Below are 22,290 nucleotides of genomic sequence, written 5' to 3'. Positions count from 1 at the left end.
AAATCAGGAAAGACCAATTCAAGCTTCTCTTATGCGTTCTCACTTATTTTTTCAAATTGTATCAAATTTTTTTCAAATCGGCGTTTTTGGTGGTCTGCGATATCACGATTTTTTCAAAACGATATCACGATTTTTTCAAAATTAATTTCACGATTTTTTCAAATGGATTTCTTAATCGTAATCAGTGGAACAAGTTATGAATTTTGAATTGCAAATTGATAAAACGAAGCTAAATCAGGTGAAAATATCACGATTATTTCAAATGGATTTCTTAATCGTTACCGGCGGAACAAGTTACGAATTTTGAATTGCAAATTGATCAAACGATGATGAATCAGGTGAAAATATCACGATTATTTCAACTGGATTTTGCATATCATTGTCTGGCTTGGGATTATGTTTAGCACTCATTCAATCTGATTGTCTATCAAGACATCAATCTTTCTTATCATATTGAGTGGATAGGACTTGAACACTTTTGCGAGGCGAGCAAAGTCGCAACTACAAATTTATCAGTTGGGTAACCGCGAAGGGGATCAATTATTAGTACCCAGCCCACTCATTAACCCTATTCTACCGGGTTTCTCTCTTGGGCATCATTTAGCGAGGGCAAGGAGCTTATAGAAAGGATCGGTGGCAGTATAGACCTGGCTGATCCCAATCAGGATTGTAACCCTGTTCCCATCGAGATTGACTTTGGCTAAATAAAGAAAGGCATCGCACTGGTTGGTCAGGATGATGTGCGGCAGCTCCGGATACTCCTTATCCAGAACGTGAGTGATTATCTTGTCATCATGCAGATTGGCAGGGCTGGAATGGCTGTTGTCTCCCACTCCCTTATTCTGATCCTGAAGCTCGTATTGGAGTTTAGAGAGTGATAATAGTCCATTCTGCAGGTGCTCTGTACCGATAGCTGCATTGGCGATCTTGCTTCCCGTAACCACTCCATCCAGGATGTGATTACCATAGATGCAGTTGGTCTGCAGACCTCGGGCATCGAGCTTCCCGATAGTGCAGGTCTTGCCGCTGAACTGGCCTTGGGGATTACCGTGATCGTCCCAGAGCTCATAGAATCCGCAGTCGGCTTCAGCTTCAATGCTGATCTCATAGTATCCCGAGTTGGGAGTGGTTTCGATGAGCTTCTTGCCCTCTGGCCAAGATTGACCAGGCCTGAGCAGTCGGATATCGACTCCCGATTGAGGCTTCCGTTCTGTGCCTTCCATAGTATAATAGCTGATAGCGAACTTGTACATTTATGCTCCTTTAGTAGTGTTTTATACTTCAGTCTGACCGTTAACCGTCTCGTCAGAGTCGGTGATAATGATGATGCCGAAGTCGATATAGCCGGGACTGCCTATATATCTGGATTCCACACTGAACTTGACCTTAGTGGGATACTCGTGCAGATCATCCGGACATTTTGGCAGTTGAGCTATTGTGACCGGGAATTGGCTTTTGATGCTGTTGTAGGCAGTGTATTCCAGATAGAGCTTACCGGGACTGAGGAGGAAGTTCATCAGACCGTAGTATTCGCTTGGTTCGAGTACCGCTTCCAGATCGAAAGAGTCCTCCCGATAGGCATCCCTTCTATGAATGATAGTGGGATCATAGGCGTTCTTCTTCTCGATACGGTACTTTTGGGATGGGTTATACTCGATCTGCCCATTGGGGCAGAAGAAGTAATAGATGCCCTCATTAGCCCAGCGGATGAGCTTGAAGCCCTTTATAACAGCCATGCTTTCACCTTGTATTCATCATCTATGTAGTTCCGCTCCAGTTCGGTTATCGCATAGATCTTATTCTGGATGCGCAGCTTGGACTGGAGATTGAGGTTGTATTTACTGAGCTGATCGATGACAGCTTCGCAGCTCCACTTGGAGTCATGGAAGTCGATCAGATAGTCTTTAATCCTGCCTTGCAGTTGAGTTGTATCTCCTGCCAAGATATCCAGACAGTTGATCTCCGGCTTCTCCGGATTGCCCCGTTTGCTGACGAAGCTGACTACATCATCCGCATCAATATCAATTATCGCACTGGCATAGGCATCCTTGTTCTTGAGCACAATGTGTCCCTCGGGATCGGAGAAGATGGTGGCATTATAGAGCATGAGCATAGCCTGCAGAGCTTTGATGTTATCGGTTTGCTCATCATTGTAGTTCTCATAGGCCTTGCCCGGAAACAGCATAGCCGGGAAGAGATTGCCATGAAAATGAGCTTCGACCCAGTGGCCAATGTAATGACTGCTGCCATAGTTCCGACCATCTATTGAACCTACGGATACTAATCCGGTATAGAGAGTAGTCTCGGAGATACCGTTCTCAATATAGAAGCCGATAAACTCATTGGCAGCGTTTTCCAGTGAAGCCAGATCTTCCACCCAGTCGGTCTTTTCATCATACTCAATAACAACAGGACAGATGTTATTGAAGAACTTGTAGATGCGTCCACGATAACGGCCTTGGTATCTGGTGGTGGCAGGATTGGGATAAGTGGCTTTGATCACTTTCTTATAGGCAAATACAAAACTGATACGGTTTACTACAGTATCGATCCTGAAGCCACAGAAAGGTCCCGGCCAGCCTGAGCTGTCATAACTGTAAGTCCAGCCACCGGTGGGGTTGGGAAATTGAATTAGGTCATCAAAGTCGATGTGGGCAATGGTCATAGCGCTATCGGAACTGATGTTCAAAGTTGGGAGAGTGAACTGGTTGGAGTATGGAATGCTGATCGGTATCTTCTGCTCTATGTCTTGTATAAAGTAGCCGAGTATCCATTGGGGCTGATAACCAGCCGTAAGCGAGTAATAGTGAGTAAGGTCGGAGAACAGTGAAAGCAGCTTGATCTTATCGTAACAGGTGATCTTGAGCACTCCCGATGATACATCAAAGGACAGTTGTGATGTGTCTATAATGCCCATAAAGAACAGTGTGTTATCCCGATAGACCCTAACCTCGAAGTGAGATATGTAACGCTCATGCTCATTGTTGCCAGAGAGGATGTTCTCCTCTATCCAAGCAGTGGGAAAGCACTCAAAGACTAGCCGCTTGGGTTCTCTGCTGTAGTTGGAGATCGACTGCAGCTTATCGGCAGAGACAGATAGGCTGATGATGGCTCTATTGGTAGCTGTATCTTCCAGGCTATGCTTGACCTGGTTATAGTCAGAAGCATCGGTCTTGCCCTGTATGAAGTCGATCTTGAAGAGGTTAGGCATTAGATCTCACTCCTGATCATCTTGCCGGTATCGGCTATCTCCGAGACCTTAACCGGATCATTGGAGAGTGGATCAACATTGACTTCGATGATGGGCTTGGAGTCCATGACTGTTTGCTTGAGGGAGACAATCTCATCTTTCAGAGCGCCAATCAGATCGATGAGGGTATTCATACCGCCTCCGGAAGAGATAGTGCCACCGGTGGCATAATATGAGCCCAGGTTACTGGGAATAGGTACTGAGGGAACAGGCATACTGGCGAAAGCAAGCTTGACCTGTTCCAGAGGGGCGAAGTTGAGGAAGTCAAAGAGGTTCCTGCCCAAGGCCTTGACCCTATCTTTGGCGGTGATGTATTCATCACCTTCGGCTTCGATCAGGATACCTCCCTGATTATGGGAAGGTCCTGTCAATAGTCCTCCGGTGGCTTTCTTCTCAAACTTGGTGGCATTGATCCTGGCGATGTTGGCGATACCGGCAGCCATCGCAGCTGCAGCCGCCGCCACTGCCAGCCCGGGTCCCACTACCGGGATACCCACCATAGACTTATAGGCACCGATAGCGGCAGAAAAGGTATCCACATAGCCTTGAGCCATAGCTGAGGCTTTCCAGAGTTTGAAACCACGCTCGGTGTCCTTGTCCTGAGCTGCTGCTAGGTCCCCGAAGATCTTGGAGATGCCACTGGAAACCTGAAGCTGGTGATTGGTTCTGAGGGTGTTCAAAGTCTCCTGCTTCTGTCTTTCGATCTCAATCTCGGTCATCCCTGCGGCAAGAAGCTTCTCCTTCATCTTCTCATAGTATCTATCCACTTCCAGAAGCTGCTTGCTGTAGCTGTCACCTATATTATCGAGGTCACGAGAATAAAACTCGTCCCGGATATCCTGCAGTTCCTGCAGCTTGGCCTTCTCTTCATCTTGACGTTCCTGGAGCAGTTTGACGTGCCGGGCATCTATCTCGGTTATTTGAGCTTGGATAAGCTGCTGCTCTTGCTGAGGCAGGTTCTGCAGAGCCCAGGCATAATACTCTTCCATGCTGGCCCTGAGAGCGGCATAAGAATCGACTCCCAGGTTCTCCAGATTGGAGAAATAATCGATCTCAGCCTTGTATCTGGCTTGGACTGCATCCTTCTCTTTAGTTGCAAGCTCATTATCCTGTTGGGTCTTCCAGGCATCAAGGTTCTCAATAGCATTATGTTCCGCTTCACTGCCATCTTGGGTAAACTCTCTGATCAGGGCAAGTCGTCTCTGGTATTCGGCTTCAATGCGAGCGGTCTCTGTCTGTCTCAGCCTGGCCAAATCTTCCATCAATCGTAACGCTTCCTTGCGTCTGGCTTCGGCATCGGCAGTGGCTTGATTGGGTGTGGTGCTGCCACCTCCACCACCAGAACCACCAGTAGGTTGAAAACTCAGATCGGGAGCATCCAACATAGCTTGGCGATAAGCTTGACCTATCTGCTGTAGATCATTCTTGGCAGCCTGCAGTTGTCCGGTTAATGCCCCAAAAGAGTTGAGCCGTCTTTCTAACTTGAGCCACTCATCATCATTACCGAAGTAGGAAGCAGGATTGAAGCCCATAGCGTTTTGATCACTGGTAAGGAACTCCCAATCCACAGATGCCTTCAATTGGTTCATCCGATCATTAGCTGCATTGTAGTCTGCTCTCTTCTCATCTAGTTCGATCTGGAGTTCAGCTACCTTCCTGATCTGGGCATTGTACTTCTCTCCATAAACTTCGGCTATCTTCTTTTGAACTAATGCTTCGGAAGCGGCACGCAAGGCGGTAGCAAGGTTATTATAGGCTACCGTCTCCAGATTGATGTTGCCAAGATACTCGGAGTAGTTGTCATTCAGGGACTTGATGACGTTCTTCATCTCCCGCTTATCTGCGGCTGTGAGAGAAGTAGCAGAACGCAGTTCCAATAGCCTGGAAGCCAGTAAACTGAACTTCTCAGCTTCCACAGATACCTGCCGTTCGGCATCCTTGATCTCGTCGTTCATACTTCTCTGGGCAACACTAACTTCATAAGTCTTAGTGGAGGCTGCAGCCAGTCCAAAGCCCAAGGCAGACAATGCACCCACAGCTATGCCGATGATGCCAGCAACCGGGTTCATGGCTACCTGCAGAGCATGATAAGCCGCTGTCAGAGCAGTTACCGCAGTGGTGACAGTGCCGATAACCGGTATAGCTATCACAATACCCGCTACGAAACCCTTCATCACCGGAGACAGGCTGTTATAGGCATCCATGAGCAGTTTCAATCCATTAAGGAGGGGATTGATCAGAGTGGTAAGCATATCACCCACTGTCTCCTGGATATCTCCCCAGGCATTGGTATTCTGTAAGCGCAGATCAGCCAGAGCTACTGAGGTGCCGCCATAGTCCTCGCCAAGCTTCTCGACCAGATAGGATACTCCTTCTGTTTTCAAGCGAGTATCATCGAGTTCGATGCCATATCTGCCAAGCATCTCGGTGTGCCCATTCAGAGCCCGCCCCATGAGATCAAAGGCAGACTCCACGCTCATCCCGGTAGCTTTATTGGCTTCGGTGAAGTCTAATAGAACCGGCACAAGCTGTTGAATCTCGTCTTTATTGAGTTTGAAGGTCTGGGAGAGTTTGGACATCAGAGATAGAAGCTTATCATCTTCAAAATTGGTCACAGACTGCATAGAGGATGCAAAATTGCCCATCTCACTCGCAGCTTCGCCAAAGGCTATCGAAGCCAAAGTCATGGCTTGTCTTTGCCCCAGTGAGGCATCGAGCAGACCGTTCATAGATCTGACCAGACCGCCCACCACCTGCAGGACTCCATCGACTGCGATCTTCACGTCACGAATGGTAGCCAGAGCCTGTTCCGCAGTTATCTTAACAGCAGCAGGTTTCTCCACCGCAGACTGGGTGGACTCCACCTCCTGCTTGACTTCTGCAAGCTTAAGACTGGCATCATTAGTAACGAGGACGAGTTTGAAGGTTAGATCTGGCATTGCTATTGACAGAATGTTGAAGTTTGTAATATTAGCCTGTAGAAAAAATACGAGGTTACTATGATAACTAACAAAACAGGATACATACTGATGCTCGATGTTTTAGGGTATCGTGAATTCGTTACAAAAACGAAAAGTGATTTCCCAAGACTCTGGAGAGAATTGCAGGAAAACATTAAAAAACAGAGGGATGTTATATTCAAAGAGCTGAATGGTTCTGTAATCGTAGATGTGCTCTTTGTTTCAGACACAATATTCATTGGAGTTTCCACAATCGACAAGAACAAACAACTCGAAGGATTAACGATCATGTTCCTGATTGATCTTGTTAAGCAGATATTCAAATTCTCCCTCAAAAATAACGTCTTCTTTCGCGGTGCAATAAGCTTTGGAGAGTATTTGTTTGACTTGAGACTTAACCTCGTTATGGGTAATGCTGTAGATGAAGCTTCGGAATGGTATGAAAGCACCGACTGGTTTGGGGTAATATTAACGCCCACTGCCGAGTACAAGTACAATAGCACAATTCTTAGCGAAGACGAACCACAGATAATAAACTTCTGCATGCGCAACATAGTGAGATACCCTCGTATTCCTTATAAAGCCAAACTACAAAGTGAAAAATGTAGTTTTCTTGTTGTGAAGTGGTTTGATGCATATACCAAAGATGAAGACAGATTAGGGTTCTTGAAGCAAATCATGGATGCTTTTTTAACAGTCAAACAATCACCCAAGGTAGCCTCAAAGTATGAGAATACTTTCCACTTTATCATGTTTTACGCATACCCTGAAGGCTTTTCAATATACAAACGGCTCAATAATTCCTGATCAGCAGCTCAATTTTAGTCTGGAACGCTCCAGACACTGTGTACTGTGTCTCGACTTCATCAATGATGCAGCCATCGTATAGTTGTCTGATGTAAGGATCATTGTTGTAGGATAGCAGGAACTTGCCTTTTATCTGTTTCAAGGCTTCGGCCAGCTCTTCATGCTGGTTGAAAGCATCCGCGTCTTCACGCTCGTAGAGGTGCTCTTTGGTATAGTAGGGAGGGTCCAGATAGAAGAACGTATGAGGTTGGTCGAACCGAGCTACGATCTTCTCCCAAGGCTGCTTTTCGATGATCACGTGCCGCAGGCGTTCCGAGGCTTCTTTCACTTTATCCATATTCCGGAGGGGCATGTACTTGTAGCCCTGATTAACGCAGAAGTTCTTGGAGCGTGAACCATAGCTGCAGGCGAGGTTGTAATAGAACTTGATCGCTCTTTCCAATTCAGTTCTGGGTTCATGTTTCATGAAGTTATCGAACATCTCTCTGGCGATCAAGTAGTTGTTCAGTTCGGTAACGAAGGCTTCCGGATGGTTCTTGATGTATTTCCAGAAGTTGACCAGGTCGCCATTGATGTCGTTATAGACCTCAGTATAGCGGCTCTTCTTGGACAGCTGCCAGTCTTCCTTGTTGGCGCTCTTACCGAACAATATCCAGGCCGCACCGCCAAAGACTTCGCAATAGATGTCATGCTTGGGGATGAGGGGCAGGATCTTCTTGCGGAGGATACGCTTACCGCCTACCCAGGAGATGATGCTATTCATGAAAGCCCCCTGATGTCTTTGCTTGGTTTAGTATTGAGCTTGGAGTTCTCCTGCTCGGATTCTACAAGATCGAAGTTGGCGATGATCACTTCATTGAACTCGCTCTTGCCTTCCTTGCGGTTAATGCCTTTGGTTCTTGTGACGTGCTTGATATCAAAGCCCTTGTATAGCTTGAGCACTTCGGGATTATCGTCATAACTGAGGATGAAGCGTCCTTTGATCTTCTTGAGTTTGGCACACAAGTCCTCATGACTGAACTGCTTGGAGTTCTCGTAGGTATAGCCAAGCATGTAGGGTGGATCACAATAGAAGAAGTTGCTCTTAGTATCATACTTCTCTATGACCTTCTCATAAGAGAGGTTCTCTATGATTACCATATCCAGGCGTCTGTGGAGCTCCTTGATGCGTTCCAGTCGGTTATACATACTGGAGGTGCCACGCTTCTGAGAGGTGCCGAAGCTGTCACCTTTTGAGCCGAATGATCTGGTGATCAGGTACATGAACCTGGCAGCCCGCTGTATCTCGGTTAATCCTTCCTGCTTGAGGATATCGCCAAAGAGCTTGCGGCTGGCTACTAACCAGTCCAGTTCTTTGATCAGCTCATCAGGATGATACTTCACCTGCAGGAAGAGGTTGACCAGGCGGTTGTCGAGATCGTTATAGACTTCCAGATCTCCCCACTTCTCTTTGTAGAGGAGCATCCAGGCAGCACCACCGAAAGGCTCGATGAAGCCTGTGATATCCTTGGGGACGTAGGGAGCGATAACCTTTCTCAGGAGGCGTTTACCGCCTATCCAGCCGATGATGGCATCCATCAAGCATCTCCTTTCGGGTCGGTAATACAGAGCCTGAGATACAGCTCAGGGAGGGTGAGAGACTCGAAGTCCTCGTTAGTGAAACCCAGTTTACGCAGGATCATTTCGAACCTCTCGAAGGGGTATTTGGAGACGCTGTTACCGCCAATCCGAAACTCCCGAGCCAACCTGCGAACCTCTCTTTGTTGGCTCTGATATAGACGAAAAAAGCGGAGATATGCTCCAGGGCTTCAAGGGCATCCATTTCGTCAGGTTCTCTTCCTGAGATGATTTTTATCAGCTCTTTATCGGCTTCCGATTGGCTGATCAGTTCCAGCAATTCCACCTCACTCACCTTGGCTGCCTGGCCGGAGAGGAAGTCCTCCAGCTTGGCTTTCAGGGTCGCATTGGAGATAGTGAGGCAGAGTATTTGCCGCAGTTGGCTATAGCTGAGTTTGGGTTCTCGCTTCATAGAATAGTCCTTTTTCAGTTGCCGAAGAACATCTTGAGGGCAATGCCCAACAGCAGGAAGAACTGCGAGGTGGAGACGGACAGAAGTATCTTCATGTTTGTCTCCACTCTCGCCATTCTGGTTACCAGTGACTTGCTGCTGTCACCATTGCCATAGATCTCTTCGTGCACACTGTCTATCTTTTCTTTGAGCACCCCACAGCCCGACAAGTCGTGCTGCGAGGACCCCGCGATTTCAGGTTTACACAGGCAATCCATCTTGGTTCCTTGTTTATTCAGAGTGTAGTTGCGAAGTGCTGTTAGATCAGACACCCGCAGGGATATCCTTGAGCAGGTAGATCTTGTTGGAGGTTACTCCGGAGAACTCGGTGGAGATGACTACGTTGAAGAGGCCGTCAGCCTCTCCCGACCAGTCAACCGTCCAGCGGAGTCCTGTGAAGATCACCACCCGATCCAGTTCCTTGGAGACCACCACGATGGTGGTATCCTTGCTCATGAATAGAGTGCTCTCCAGGAAGTTCTTCTGCTTGGTGGAGAGTCCGGAGATGTTAAGTTCGACCGTGCTGGTTCTCTTGCCCGGGATGGTATAGTTACGGGTCTTTAGCTTGGACAGCTTGGAGTCCGTCTTACCGGGCTTCTCGGCCAGTTCACCGAGCAGATCGAAGTTGGTGGTCAGTTCCGTCTTGACCGAGCCTTGAGTGGCATACAGCGTATCGATGGAGGTCTGATCATAGGTGCCGATCCCGAAATAGACGAGATCGGCAATCAAGACATCCATCAGCTTGCTGAACCCCAGATCAGCATCGGTCATATTGGAGGGGTAAATAGGCTGCGAAACAGGCTGAGGCATCAGAACACCCCTTTGATCGCCTTGCCGATAGAGAAAAGCCATTTGCGGTTGTGGAACACATACTCGATGGCTCCTCCGATAGTGCCGAAAACCTTGAGGATGACTTTAGTCTGCTTGGCCGGGAGGGACTTGGTAGCCCGCTCCACTGCCAATTGCTTCTTGGCATAATCGTCCAGGTCTTTAGTGGCAGGGTTGATCTTGATGTCCTGGATGATGTCCAGGATGATAGCCAGAGCCGAGTTTACCTTGGCCTTGTCGATTACACTTCCGGTGGTTCTGGAGATGATCCAGACCACCAGAGCCGAGATCAGACCCAGGATAAACTCCTGATTGGCAATAATGAAGTCCATAGATACTCCTTATCTTTTAAGTTGTTAACTATGTAGTGAGTTTGAACACTTTCACGAAGCCGGAAATGTAGGTGATGCCGGGACGGATACGGATGTACCAGTGGTACTTCCAGTCACTTCCGTGGTGTTCGACTTTGAGTTCGGCATCAGTGCGATAGCCGATGATGATGAACTTGGGCAGACCGCCGATGATGTAATCAGCATCCATGAGACGGGGCTTTACGGGGATACCCGCAAAGGAGACATTGCCACCTTCAAGCAGCAGGCGATCTCCTGCTCCGGTCTCACGCTTGGCGAGTTCAGCCCTGATACGGATCAGGTCTTTATGACTGACGTAGAACTTGAAGTTCTCCTGCTCTTCCAACATCTCGTCGGAGAATGCCAGCAGAGCGGCTTCAAAGCGCTTCGCCCAGTCGGTGTAGGTGGCCTTGGAGAGGTTGGTGACGTCGGTGGCGGTGGTAGCCAGTTTGACCACTCCATCCAGAGCCTTGATCTTGGCAGTAGCAGAGGATCGATCACCCTTGAAGAGCAGCATGCGGATGGCTTTCTCGGTCTTCTTAGCGATGTGGTTCTCCACATAGGCACCGAAGGCATCTTCACCGTACTTGTCCTTGTAGAACTCGACCACATCTCTGCCTAAGGTGAACTCGGCATTGAGTATCCCGGTGGGAACGGAGAGATCAGCAGTCGATACATTCTGAGCCGTCAGAGCTCCATCGAGGGAATTCTTGAAGACCAGGTCATCGATCAGACCGACGTCGATCTTCTCGTCTTTGAGTAGCGGCAGCACCGAGATGTCCGAGAGGGTGTCTCCGGGCTGGCTGCTGATCACCTCATCTATAAACAGAGAAGTGGTGTTGGCGGTGAGGATGTTCATAGCCTTGCCGGAGTCAACGTCGGAGATACCCTTGTAGATCTCACGATGACTGGCCTTGACCATGATCTTATTGCCATCGATGGTAACCTCTTTGTCCACATTGGAATGGTTAGCATCAGGCTCTCCGGGTATTGATTTCGAGATGGCACGAGACATAGTCACAGAGAGGTCTTTGAGGCTCTTCTCGATGCTGTAGATGGCATCACCAATCTGGAGGTTGGGATTGCCCTTCTCCAACTCACTGATCTTCTCAGTGATAGCAGTAATGCCCTTCTGCAGCTCGGAGTTGTTGTTATGCTCCGCTACCTTACGCAGGTTGTTGAGCTCGTTCTTGATCTCAGATAAGCTGGCTTCAGTTCCGCTGTAGTCATCAGCTCTGCCATAGATGGATACCCCATTGAACTCGCCTTTCTCGACCTTCTGCCAGAGCTCACTGCCCAGATCTTCACACTTCAAGACCTGGACCCAGGCACCCACCTTGGTATCGGGGAAGTGTTCCCGGTCGCTGGTCTTGAGGATGTAGTTCTCGACCACGGTGAACTCAGGTACCGGCTGCATATTGTGGTTCACATCGCATTTACCGACTAAGCCGTGCTTGGCAAAGTGGTCACAGGCCTTTTGAATCTCTTCCCGGGTGTAATAGTCACCCTGGGAATCGTGGATGTTGGGCTCCATCAGAGTGACATAAAGCCGTCCTTGAGTGCCACTCGTTTCACTCTTGAACTTGCTGGAGTTGATCTTGTGTTCGAAGCTTCTGCCGGAAGCGTTCTTGACCACAAAGCCCTTCTGGTTGGCGGGAGTCATTTCTCCGAAGAGGAGCGAGACTAACTCGACTTCCACGTTGCGGAGTTCTCCCTTGAGAATGGTGCGTTTACGATTCACGCTACCTCCTTTAGTATTGTTGTTTAGTTGATTGTCAGTTGAATAGTTATACATAGTTATTGCGCTCCAAAGCCTACAAATTGCGATTTTGCATAAAGAGCTGTTCATCAGCAGTCTGCAGTACCTCGGTCAGGTTACCGAAGTTGAAGTCCTCCGGCTTCACATTCCAGCCGAAATCAAAGTTGAACTCGTTTGCCAGAGCTAAAGCCAGGCGGTTCTGCAGCGGTCTGACCACGAACTGGTAGAACATCAGCATATCGCTTCGGTTATCGCCACCAAGCTGCCCGGGAATGAGTTGTGAGACGATCCTGGCAGGTACTCTATGATAGGCAAGGATACCTTCCCTGAGGTCTTTCTTGAGGGTGATAAAGCCACCTTCTCTATCTTGCTGACGCAGTGGTTCGAGGCGTATCTTCACGTCCCGGCTCTCACTCTCGATCAAGACAGTGGAGTGGCTCTTGGCATTGCCTTTGACCTCGGTGAGTGCCTTCTCGATCTCGGTATAGGCATCGGTCAGCACTTCATTGCCCTGCTCATCGGTAACGATTCCGTCCCTGAGGGTGCCACCTTCTACGATCACGAAATAGTCAATCATCAGACCGTTCTTGAAGTTGTTGTAATCAAAGGTCTTGATCTCACCCAATATCTCGATGTTGATGGCTATGGGCAGGCAGGCCAGGCCCCAGGCGTTAGATCTATGGGTGGACTTCTTCACGTGGATGATGTCCTCGTAGGCAAAGTCCTTCTTCTGGTTGTTCTTGACTTGGATGTAGTTGGGTTTGAAGAAGCCGAACTCGTCGTAGTTCTCCACTATCTGAACTTCCGAGGGAAGCATGCGCTCCAGTCCTATCCACTCACCTTGAGCGTTCCGCATCTTGATCAGGAAGCCATTTCCACAAGCCAGATAGAACTTCATCAGCTCGCCTAAGATAGTGGTCTGATCTTCACAGGCAGGAAACTCGGCAGCTTCCATCCAGGACTTAACCTGGCTGTTCTTGCAATCGAACTGCATGATAGTAGCCATAGTGAGGGCATCTATGCAGCCGGAGTGGTACTCGTCGGTATCCAGGAGATTGAGAAGCTTGCTCATCGAATAGGGTTGAGAAACTACCTTCTTGGTCTCGGCAGCCTTGGATACCAACTGCTTACCGATCCTCTGATACTTGGATAAATCTATGGGCTCCGGCTTGTACTTGGCCTCCAGCAGATCAGTAGCAGAACTGATAGCCAGGTTATAAGCACCTAGTCGCATCACTCTCATGAGCCAGCTCCGATGCCAGTTTTCAACAGATCTATCTTGGCGATCCTGACCAGGCGTGTGCCATCGATACGGCTGGTATAGTATTCCACACTGGGCAGGTCCCGGTTCATCAGCTTCTGATAGTAAGACCTGAACTTCTCCTTTAGCGAGTAAAGCTCAGAGTCCGGATCGGATACGTTTTGGGCATTGACGATTAGGAATACTGTCCATGCCAGGTCTGTACTCACATACTGTCTGGAAGTGCCATTCTTGCCTGTCTCAGAATCAAGGATCAGAATTGCGCAAGGGAGGCTCTTGGGGATGTTGTCCTTGTTGTAGAGTATCTCTGTCAATCCTGCTAGTTTCAAAGCTTCGGAGATGCAGCTGCGTTCGGCTTGGTACTTTTCAAGTGCGGTCATAGACTTACCTCGATTGAATTCAATTGTTGGTATATCCACTGCTCCCGGTTAGCTATGACAGTAGCGAATACATTACGGGCAGCTATGCCTTCCCGCTTGATCTTGCCCCGGATGAGATAAGCGATCTCGGCTACGGTCAGAGCTTTACCCGTCTCTTTATCAGTCCAGGACAGGTGCTTGCGTTCGACCCAAGCGATTAGAGGAGCGATCGGAGTCCAGGAAGGCACTTTACCGCCCAAAACGAATGGCTCGTGACGGACGTTGGATCCTACTCTCAGGATCATGGCATCAGGACTGGTCTCCACCAAATAGCCCGTATTGCCATAGAAGTCGCCTTTATCGTAAATCTGTTGTGCCAGTATCTCCTTGCGGGACTCGGCATCAATCACAGAACCAATCAGATGCAGTCGGCTCTCCAGAGCAGCATAGATAGCCAGGTAGATCTCCCGCATCATCTCATCTGGAGTGGTATCGCTATCCTGCATCAGATCACTCCCACCCGGATCAGGCGAGCTTGTCTGGGCTTGAGTTCGTTCAAGCGATCCAGTCCGGCTGAATTGAGATAGGCTTGCAGGATGGTCAGTGCTCGCAGCTCAAGATTGGCTTTGAAGGCGTCTATTTCGCTCCCTGTGAGCAGTTCGGTAGCGGACTGGTCTAATCCTACGGTCTTGACTATGCCCTCGCCGAGGGTCTTCAAATTGAGAAATTCGGCAGTTGAGTGCAGCATCAGGAAACAGAACCCAAAACGAAAAGAAACCAGAAAAGGATCCTCTTCCGGCAGGTCATCGTGAGTTGCCCGATCATAGTGCTCCTGCAGCACAATAGAGTGGATCATCTCCAGAACCAAGCCCTGATGCTCCTTGAAGATGCCATTGTTGGACATCTCTTTGGGCAGATTCAGGATAGCGAGCATGGCATCGGTCTCGACCGGAATAGGTATCACTGACCTTTCCTCATCAGCTCGGAAAGCTCTATCGCTCTCATACCCACCTGTTTCGCCCATTTGGAGGCAAGCATACCATTCGCGGCTCGTTCCCAGTCTCCGGCTTTAATAAAAGCCAAGGTGTTGTTGAAGCCCAGTAGTCCCTTGATACCAAGGTTGAAGCACATGTTGAGCAGCACCGATTGGCGTACCTCATCGAGCTTATTATAAACCTCAGGTATCTCATCGATCAGCCACTGCTCGCAGTCGGCTATATCCCTTTCCAGCATGGCGTAAGCTTCTTTCTGGGAGATGCCTCTGTCATCGAGATTGCGACCAATACCGATGGTCAGCTTGCCCGCAGTACAGCGGTATGGCTTCAGCCGCAGACCTTCATGTCTGACTAACTGAGCTTTGATTCGATTCATCAATGCTTCGGTCATGCTATCTCCTTGTTCCAGTTGTGATTATTGATCCGGAGCCAGGAAAGCACTACCCTTTATGCTGACAAATCAGGATGAGCAAGGATGAGACAGAATTTGGACTTGACAGAAATAGATATAGCATATTCATAACATATTGTGAGGAAAGTAATAGATAGGTGTAAAGAATTATATCTATTATGAACCGAAGGAAAACGGATGAGTAAAGAAGCTAGTGCACGAATTAAGATTAATGATCTTTTGAAAGAAGCAGGTTGGAGGTTCTTTGATGAGAAGGGCAAACCAGCCAATATCTTGCTCGAAAACCAAACCAAGGTCACGCAAAAAATGATAGATGAATATGGCGCAGACTTTGAGAAAGTATCCAGGGGATTTATAGATTTCTTGCTTTTAGATGAGCATTCCCATCCCATTATTGTGCTGGAAGCAAAATCGGAAAAGCACAGCCCTTTGGTGGGGAAAGAACAAGCCAGAACCTATGCTCGTTCTCAAAACTGTAGGTTTATCTTACTATCTAATGGTAATCTACACTATTTCTGGGACACACAGCAGGGCAACCCCTACATTATCACAAAATTTCCCACCCCAGAATCTATGAAGGGCTACGAGCACTACAATCCCGATCCTGATGCATTGGTGAACGAGATCGTGACCTCTGGCTATATAGCGGTAACCCAAAAGCATGACTACGACCAAAGCCCTGATTTCTACAACGAGGATACTAGAGCAGAATATCTGAAGAAGCACAACCTCAGTTTACTGCGACCATATCAAGTAAAGGCTATAGAATCGATTCAAAACTCAGTCCGAAAGGGGAAAAACCGTTTCCTATTTGAGATGGCAACCGGGACAGGAAAGACACTTATCTCTGCTGTCGTAATAAAGCTCTTTCTTAAGACTGGGAACGCTCACCGAGTACTTTTCCTGGTAGATCGCCTGGAATTGGAAGACCAAGCCCAGCGTAATATGGTCAAGTATCTCAAGAATGATTTCACATCCTTGATCTACAAAGAAAACAAGGACGACTGGAGAAAAGCCGATATTGTCATAACGACGGTTCAGTCTCTCTTGTCAGCCGATAAATACCGCACCAAGTTCAGCCCCACCGATTTTGATCTGGTAATCTCTGACGAGGCTCATCGTTCCATCGGTGGCAACGCCAGAGCTGTGTTTGAGTACTTCGTAGGTTATAAGCTTGGTCTAACTGCAACGCCAAAAGACTATCTTAAAAACGCAAAACCCAACGAGAACAGCACCCGGGAGTATGAACGCAGATTACTTTTAGATACTTATGAGACCTTTGGTTGCAAGAGTGGCATACCCACATATCGCTATTCTTTGGTTGATGGTGTGAAAGATGGCTATCTTGTTAGCCCAACAGTGATCGATGCCCGTTCCCAAGTAACCACCCAGTTATTATCAGATCAGGGCTTTGCCTATGTGGAAAAGGACTTCCAAGGAGAGGAATCTATTACCTACTTTGAAGAAAGGGACTTTGAAAAGAGGTTCTTTTCGGAGAACACCAATGTCACCCTCTGCCGTGCTTTCTTGGAAAATGCCGCTTATGATCCCATCAGCGGCGAGATTGGTAAATCAATAGTGTTCGCGGTAAGCCAAAGGCATGCCACTAAACTTACCCAGATCCTCAATGAGATGGCTGATAAAATGTTCCCTGGCAAATACAATTCTGACTTTGCCATGCAGGTTACTTCTATCATACCTACGGCTCAGCAAATGTCCATCAACTTCTCCAACAACAACCTTTCCGGTAGAGGAAACTTCATATCTGATTACCGCACATCCAAAACCAGGGTATGCGTAACTGTCGGTATGATGACCACCGGCTACGATTGCACGGACATCCTCAACATAGCCTTGATGCGACCCATTTTCTCACCCTCAGAGTTCATCCAGATCAAAGGCAGAGGGACTCGGCTCCACAATTTCTACGAGCAATTTATTGATCCATCTCTCAAGGAACAGCATAAGGACAAGATCAAAACAGGCTATATCCTCTTTGATTTCTTCGCAGTATGCGAGTATTTTGAAGAAAAGTTCGACTACGACCAGGTCCTGGCGCTCCCTGTTTTAAATGAACAAACCACCTTCCCTGTTGGTGGGGAGCCCCCTCAACCTCAAGCAACAAGTGCAGAAATTCACACTCCCGATCCTCTGGCAAAGATTGATCGTAAGTCCATTGGAACAGAAGGTATGAAAATCGACCGCATGTACTTCCAAAAGTTCGAAGAGAAGATCAAGCAAGACCCAAAAGTCAAGCAAGGGGTCAACGACGGAAAATGGGATTATGTTTTGGATTATATCAATCAGAACATTATCGATAAACCAGAGGATTTCTTTACTTTGGAGAAGCTTAGACATTCTATCCAGCTTGATCGCCGCTTAACTCTCAGAGAGATCGTGGAAAAAGCATTTGGCCTCATCCCCGGTTTCAAATCCAAAGACGAGCTGATTAATGCAGAATTTGACAAGTTTATCTCCATTTTTAAACCCAATACCACAGATAACATACCTGCGCTCAAATACTATTTCAAGGCCTATGTTACAGATAATCGGTTAAGAGACATCATTGACAGCAGGGACTACGCGGAACTTTACACATATCCCCGTTTCGGTATGAACGACTTCAAGGCTGTCAAAGATAAGTGGCGCACTGCCATCCCGGAATACATCAAGGACTATGTAGTCCTTAATAAGTTTATGTAGGAGAACCATTTGTTAGATTCTATTACGAAAAAGAAGATAGACGACGCCAGGGATATCCTGGTCGGTAAAGTCCCCGTGCCCAGTTCCCAGGTTGAGCAGATAACCATAGCTCTGATCTATAAATTTATGTATGATATGGACAACGAATCCATAGAGCTTGGAGGCAAACCGAAGTATTTTACAGGTGATTATGCCAAATACGCATGGAACAGACTCTTTGACCAAAAGCTGAGTGGCGAGGGCAGGGTTATGCTTTATCAGGACGCATTGACAAAGATACCCAATAATGCTTCTATACCCACACTTTTCAGGGATATTTTCAAGAATGCCTTCCTACCCTACCGTGACCCGGAAACCTTGAAACTCTTTCTGAAATGCATAGACGAATTTACCTATGAGCATAGTGAAAAACTGGGTGACGCCTTTGAATACCTGCTTGCTGTGCTTGGCTCTCAGGGCGATGCCGGTCAGTTTAGAACTCCTCGCCACATTATAGACTTTATGGTGGAACTTATCGATCCCCAAAAGGAGGACAGCATTCTCGATCCCGCTTGCGGGACAGCCGGTTTCCTGATCTCTGCTTATAAACACATCATCAAAACGAATAGCTCAAATTATGATAAAGTAAATGACCCCCACACCTTTGCCATGCACAACACACCTCTGGATGAGCTGGTTATCCAAAATGGCAAAAAATACACAGGAGATCTGCTTACTCCGGATCAGCGGGCATTTCTGCATAAGAACATAAAGGGCTATGACATTGCCTTTGAGATGGTGCGCCTCTCTCTGGTCAATATGTACCTGCATGGCTTCAACACCCCCCAGATCTTTGAGTATGACACTCTCACCAGCACAGAACGCTGGAATGAATACGCTAATGTGATTCTCGCCAATCCTCCCTTTATGACTCCCAAGGGGGGTATCCGTCCCCATCATAAATTCACTATCCAGGCCAAACGCAGTGAAGTGCTCTTTGTGGACTATATGCTGGAACACCTCACTAACAATGGCAGAGCGGGAATCATCGTACCTGAAGGTATCATCTTCCAAAGTGGAAACGCCTATAAACAGCTTCGTAAGCTGCTGGTTGAAGAAAACTACCTTGTAGGAGTTATATCGCTTCCGGCAGGAGTATTCAATCCCTATTCTGGAGTAAAAACCTCTATTCTCTGGATCGATAAAGCCCTTGCCAAAAAAACTGATAAGATCATTTTCCTCAAGATCAACAACGATGGATTTGATTTGGGCGCTCAGAGAAGGCCTATTGAAGCCAATGACCTCCCTGCCGCCTTTGATAATGCGATGGCATACAAAGAATCTGTGCTTTCTGGTGAAGAGTATATAGCATCCGACAAAAATGTGAGCTTGGTCGAAAAGACAAGGTTGGCAGAGAATGGAGATTTTAATCTTAGCTGGGAGAGGTATATCTCTTCTACATCAAACAGTTATACATATGATACTGTTAGACTTGATGAAATCTGTGTCAAAAAGGCTCAATATGGGTCGGGAGCCGCAAAAACTGATTATGATGGAGAGACAAGGTATATCCGGATAACCGATATAGATGACGATGGCAACTTGAAAGATAACGATATAGTGTCTCCCTCAGTGATCAATGAAAAATATTTATTGAATGAAGATGACTTGCTTTTCGCTAGATCAGGGTCTGTTGGTAGGGTATATATTCACCGACAGAAAGGTAGGTTTATCTTTGCAGGATATCTAATCCGTTTTGTCCTTGATAAGAATAAAGCCTTACCAAGATTTATATTCTACCTTACTAAGTCTGAGTACTATGCAAATTGGATCATTAAACAATCAAAAACTGGCACAATATCCAACATCAATGCACAGCAGTATTCAAGTTTGCGGATCCCTCTCCCACCCCTTTCAGTCCAGGAAGAGATAGTTGCAGAATTGGATTCCTATCAGAAGATCATAGATGGCGCCAAGCAAGTTGTGGACAATTGGAAACCACACATTGATATTGATCCGGAGTGGGATTCGTACCCATATAAGGAAATTTTTACCACCTTGACTGCACCTATGAAGATTCAAACCTCCGAATACAGTTCCAGCGGAGCATACCCAATAATTGATCAATCTATGCACGAGATAGCAGGATGGACTGATGATGAACGAGCTTTAGTGAGAATTGAGAAACCAGTCGTCATATTTGGTGACCACACATGTCGCATCAAATACATCTCCAAAAACTTCTGTCAAGGTGCTGACGGCATAAAAATATTAAGCACCACAGAAAATGTCATTCCTAAGTATTTGTACTATTACTTACTCGCATTCCCAATTACTCCGCAAGGATACAATCGCCACTTTTCTAAGTTGGTCGAAAAAGAGATATCAATTCCAGAACTTGATGTGCAACAGATTATTGTGAGCCGAATAGAATCTGAACAAAAGCTCGTTGAAGCTAACCGTAAGTTAATCGCACTCTTTGAGCAAAAGATTAAAGAAAGGATAAACCGTTTATGGGAAACCAATCAAAAAAGACCATTATGATGTTGCCAAAGATGATTCATAATACGAACTATTGAGTGAATCGGACATATTTTGTCTTATTTGACATTTAGGAGTGCTAAAGTTATGTTCAATATTAGGATATAAAAGGTGGAGGGAATATGTACCTATTAAAATTGAAGATTACAAACTTTAGGAAATATGGTGACCCGGGACTTGAAGTAATTTTTAACCAAGGATTGAATGTTTTGATCGGTGAAAATGAGTCTGGGAAGTCCACAATAATTGACGCTGTGCGATACATATTAAATACTCAAAGTTATGAGTATATAAGAGTTCAGGAGACTGATTTCCACTGTAATCAAGCTGGAAATCGTGCTGAAGAATTGAAAATAGAGTGTGAATTCACTGGGTTCACAGATCAAGAGGCTGGGAACTTTTTAGAATGGCTCGGATTTGACGAAAATAATAACTTTGTGTTAAGAGTATGGTTATCTGCAATAATCAAAACAGATCGTATCATAGTTAATACTCGAGCTGGGATGGATGATACTGGGACTGTATTTGAGAGTGGTGCTAGAGATCTATTAAGGGTAACTTATCTTAAGCCACTTCGTGATGCGGAAATAGAAATGTCCTCTGGGCGTCGATCCCGCTTTGCACAGTTATTGAAAAGTCATCCTGCATTCCAGAAGAAGCCAAATGAATCACATACCCTTGAAGAGATAGTAGAAGAAGCTGACAAAAAAATCCAGCAGTATTTTGGCCAACAAACTGGCTTAACAATTGGTACCAAACCCATCGAACCAGAAGGGAAAATAATAATAGATGAGATTGAACAAGCGCTAAATAGCTATACTTCCGAAGATATTAAAAACAAACCATTTGTATCTCTATCTGGCGTTGAGTTATGGGCAATACTACAAAGGCTATCCCTTCAAATAGATAAGAACTTACCAAGTTTGGGTATGATGAATCTGCTGTATATAGCTGCAGAATTTCTATTATTGAAAAGAGATGGCTACACGGGTTTAAAACTTGTTTTACTTGAAGAACTGGAAGCTCATCTTCATCCACATTATCAGTTGAACGTTCTACAATATCTTATAGATAACTATAATAGTATTGGTCAGACCATCCTGACTACACATAGTGTCATATTAGGTTCAAGCATACCACTAGAGAATATGATTGTTTGTAAGGGCAATCGTGTTTACCCTATGGGGCATGATTATACAATGCTTGATCAGATTGATTATTTATTCCTTGAGAGGTTTCTTGACGCTACTAAAGCGAATCTATTTTTTGCGAAAGGTATAATTATTGTTGAGGGTGACGCGGAAAATTTGCTTGTACCAGCCATTGCTGATGTTATTGGATTTCCCCTTAACAAATATGGCATATCACTTGTTAAAGTAGGAAGTAAAGCTTGGAAACGGTATGCGAACATCTTTCAAAGGACTGATGGCTCAGGGTTGGGAATGAGAGTGGCTATCATCGCTGATGGTGATGTACCATGTAGGGAGCATTTAACCAAATATCCTCCCAAAGTATATACACTTGAAGATAACAATGTTAGGTACATTGGAACTGATCTCGTTGGATTCACGCAACAGATGAAAAAACACTCCCAATCGGCATTAATAACGAAGGACGGCAAACATCCACTCACTGAAGATTGGATCGATGATTATTTACAGTTCGTCTCAAGTTCACAGGAAAAGCCTGATCGTATAGGTACAGATATTAGAATTACTTACAACGATTGGACACTGGAATATAGCCTTGCAAAAAGCTGTCTAAAAAGCCTCTTACATGAGTCCATGATTGAAGTGCTGAAAATGCCAGGAATTAGTTTTGATCCTCCAGATTTAACCGACTCTCCATACGAGTTCATGAGACCATTTCTCTCCAATTTGTCAAAAGCACTCACGGCACAGGTTCTGGCTAAGAAAATCATGGATAAAAAACCAGATTTAAAAGGGACGATTGAACAAGATCCTGAACTAACTTACATAATAGATGCCATCAAATGGGCCTGTAATAAGTAAGGATTT

At 46.3% G+C, this 22,290-nt stretch carries 20 protein-coding genes; 4 read left to right on the top strand and 16 right to left on the bottom strand.

The annotated features are described in order from the left end of the window. Positions 1-596: 596 nt before the first annotated feature. The 4 genes from CLOAM_RS02435 to CLOAM_RS09795 are packed head-to-tail and all read right to left on the bottom strand — an operon-like array spanning position 597 to position 6,189. Positions 597-1,253, bottom strand: a complete 657-nt coding sequence (locus CLOAM_RS02435; RefSeq protein ID WP_015424266.1) for a hypothetical protein — start codon at positions 1,251-1,253, stop codon at positions 597-599. Between the two features lie 21 nt (positions 1,254-1,274). Continuing rightward, positions 1,275-1,736, bottom strand: coding sequence for a hypothetical protein (locus tag CLOAM_RS02430; protein ID WP_015424265.1), 462 nt, complete (start codon positions 1,734-1,736; stop codon positions 1,275-1,277). Further along, complete coding sequence (locus tag CLOAM_RS02425) at positions 1,724-3,211, bottom strand: hypothetical protein (protein ID WP_015424264.1); 1,488 nt, start codon at positions 3,209-3,211, stop codon at positions 1,724-1,726. The genes CLOAM_RS02430 and CLOAM_RS02425 overlap by 13 nt, the downstream gene beginning before the upstream one ends. Continuing rightward, positions 3,211-6,189 carry a coiled-coil domain-containing protein gene (locus CLOAM_RS09795; RefSeq protein WP_015424263.1) on the bottom strand — a complete coding sequence of 993 codons (2,979 nt, stop codon included), beginning with the start codon at positions 6,187-6,189 and terminating at the stop codon, positions 3,211-3,213. The genes CLOAM_RS02425 and CLOAM_RS09795 overlap by 1 nt, the downstream gene beginning before the upstream one ends. A gap of 60 nt (positions 6,190-6,249) precedes the next feature. Between CLOAM_RS09795 and CLOAM_RS02415 the strand changes: the two genes are divergently transcribed. Beyond that, a complete protein-coding gene (locus CLOAM_RS02415; protein WP_015424262.1) occupies positions 6,250-7,017 on the top strand; it encodes a hypothetical protein in 768 nt (255 codons plus the stop codon). Here the strand turns inward: CLOAM_RS02415 and CLOAM_RS02410 are convergent. The 12 genes from CLOAM_RS02410 to CLOAM_RS02355 form a co-directional block, all read right to left on the bottom strand. Next, entirely contained in the window at positions 7,004-7,780 is a 777-nt protein-coding gene (locus tag CLOAM_RS02410) for a DNA adenine methylase (RefSeq protein WP_015424261.1), read from the bottom strand. The two genes, CLOAM_RS02415 and CLOAM_RS02410, sit on opposite strands and share 14 nt — an antisense overlap. Next, positions 7,777-8,595 carry a DNA adenine methylase gene (locus tag CLOAM_RS02405; RefSeq protein ID WP_052293571.1) on the bottom strand — a complete coding sequence of 273 codons (819 nt, stop codon included), beginning with the start codon at positions 8,593-8,595 and terminating at the stop codon, positions 7,777-7,779. Before CLOAM_RS02405 ends, CLOAM_RS02410 begins: the two co-directional genes overlap by 4 nt. A gap of 100 nt (positions 8,596-8,695) precedes the next feature. Next, positions 8,696-9,046, bottom strand: coding sequence for a hypothetical protein (locus CLOAM_RS02400; RefSeq protein ID WP_015424258.1), 351 nt, complete (start codon positions 9,044-9,046; stop codon positions 8,696-8,698). Positions 9,047-9,060: 14 nt separating this feature from the next. Further along, the gene (locus tag CLOAM_RS02395; RefSeq protein WP_015424257.1) at positions 9,061-9,357 is read right to left on the bottom strand and encodes a hypothetical protein; all 297 of its coding nucleotides are present in this window, start codon (positions 9,355-9,357) and stop codon (positions 9,061-9,063) included. Further along, the gene (locus CLOAM_RS02390) at positions 9,350-9,895 is read right to left on the bottom strand and encodes a hypothetical protein (protein ID WP_044278834.1); all 546 of its coding nucleotides are present in this window, start codon (positions 9,893-9,895) and stop codon (positions 9,350-9,352) included. The genes CLOAM_RS02395 and CLOAM_RS02390 overlap by 8 nt, the downstream gene beginning before the upstream one ends. Further along, a complete protein-coding gene (locus CLOAM_RS02385; RefSeq protein ID WP_015424255.1) occupies positions 9,895-10,245 on the bottom strand; it encodes a hypothetical protein in 351 nt (116 codons plus the stop codon). Before CLOAM_RS02385 ends, CLOAM_RS02390 begins: the two co-directional genes overlap by 1 nt. Before the next feature lie 28 nt (positions 10,246-10,273). Next, positions 10,274-12,004: an XkdF-like putative serine protease domain-containing protein gene (locus CLOAM_RS02380; RefSeq protein ID WP_044278833.1), complete on the bottom strand. Its 1,731-nt coding sequence runs from the start codon at positions 12,002-12,004 to the stop codon at positions 10,274-10,276. A 73-nt stretch (positions 12,005-12,077) separates the two neighbouring features. Next, positions 12,078-13,256 (bottom strand): phage portal protein, encoded by a 1,179-nt coding sequence (locus CLOAM_RS02375; RefSeq protein WP_232502717.1) that lies wholly within the window; start codon positions 13,254-13,256, stop codon positions 12,078-12,080. Between the two features lie 5 nt (positions 13,257-13,261). Then, entirely contained in the window at positions 13,262-13,663 is a 402-nt protein-coding gene (locus tag CLOAM_RS02370) for a hypothetical protein (protein WP_044278832.1), read from the bottom strand. Further along, positions 13,660-14,148, bottom strand: a complete 489-nt coding sequence (locus CLOAM_RS02365; RefSeq protein WP_015424251.1) for a hypothetical protein — start codon at positions 14,146-14,148, stop codon at positions 13,660-13,662. The genes CLOAM_RS02370 and CLOAM_RS02365 overlap by 4 nt, the downstream gene beginning before the upstream one ends. Further along, complete coding sequence (locus CLOAM_RS02360) at positions 14,148-14,606, bottom strand: hypothetical protein (protein WP_157859989.1); 459 nt, start codon at positions 14,604-14,606, stop codon at positions 14,148-14,150. Before CLOAM_RS02360 ends, CLOAM_RS02365 begins: the two co-directional genes overlap by 1 nt. Next, complete coding sequence (locus tag CLOAM_RS02355; RefSeq protein WP_015424249.1) at positions 14,603-15,028, bottom strand: glycoside hydrolase family protein; 426 nt, start codon at positions 15,026-15,028, stop codon at positions 14,603-14,605. The genes CLOAM_RS02360 and CLOAM_RS02355 overlap by 4 nt, the downstream gene beginning before the upstream one ends. Before the next feature lie 198 nt (positions 15,029-15,226). Between CLOAM_RS02355 and CLOAM_RS02350 the strand changes: the two genes are divergently transcribed. The 3 genes from CLOAM_RS02350 (at position 15,227) to CLOAM_RS02340 (ending at position 22,284) form a co-directional block, all read left to right on the top strand. Continuing rightward, on the top strand, positions 15,227-17,752 hold the full coding sequence (locus CLOAM_RS02350; RefSeq protein ID WP_015424248.1) for a DEAD/DEAH box helicase family protein: 2,526 nt from the start codon (positions 15,227-15,229) through the stop codon (positions 17,750-17,752). 9 nt (positions 17,753-17,761) lie between these two features. Then, complete coding sequence (locus CLOAM_RS02345; protein ID WP_015424247.1) at positions 17,762-20,275, top strand: N-6 DNA methylase; 2,514 nt, start codon at positions 17,762-17,764, stop codon at positions 20,273-20,275. 119 nt (positions 20,276-20,394) lie between these two features. Next, complete coding sequence (locus CLOAM_RS02340) at positions 20,395-22,284, top strand: ATP-dependent nuclease (protein ID WP_015424246.1); 1,890 nt, start codon at positions 20,395-20,397, stop codon at positions 22,282-22,284. The last annotated feature ends 6 nt before the right edge of the window (positions 22,285-22,290 follow it).

It is taken from the genome of Candidatus Cloacimonas acidaminovorans str. Evry (assembly GCF_000146065.2).
In the GTDB taxonomy this organism is placed as follows: domain Bacteria; phylum Cloacimonadota; class Cloacimonadia; order Cloacimonadales; family Cloacimonadaceae; genus Cloacimonas; species Cloacimonas acidaminivorans.
The sequence above is the reverse complement of the archived record's forward strand: the minus strand, read 5'-3'. Positions and strand labels throughout refer to the sequence as shown.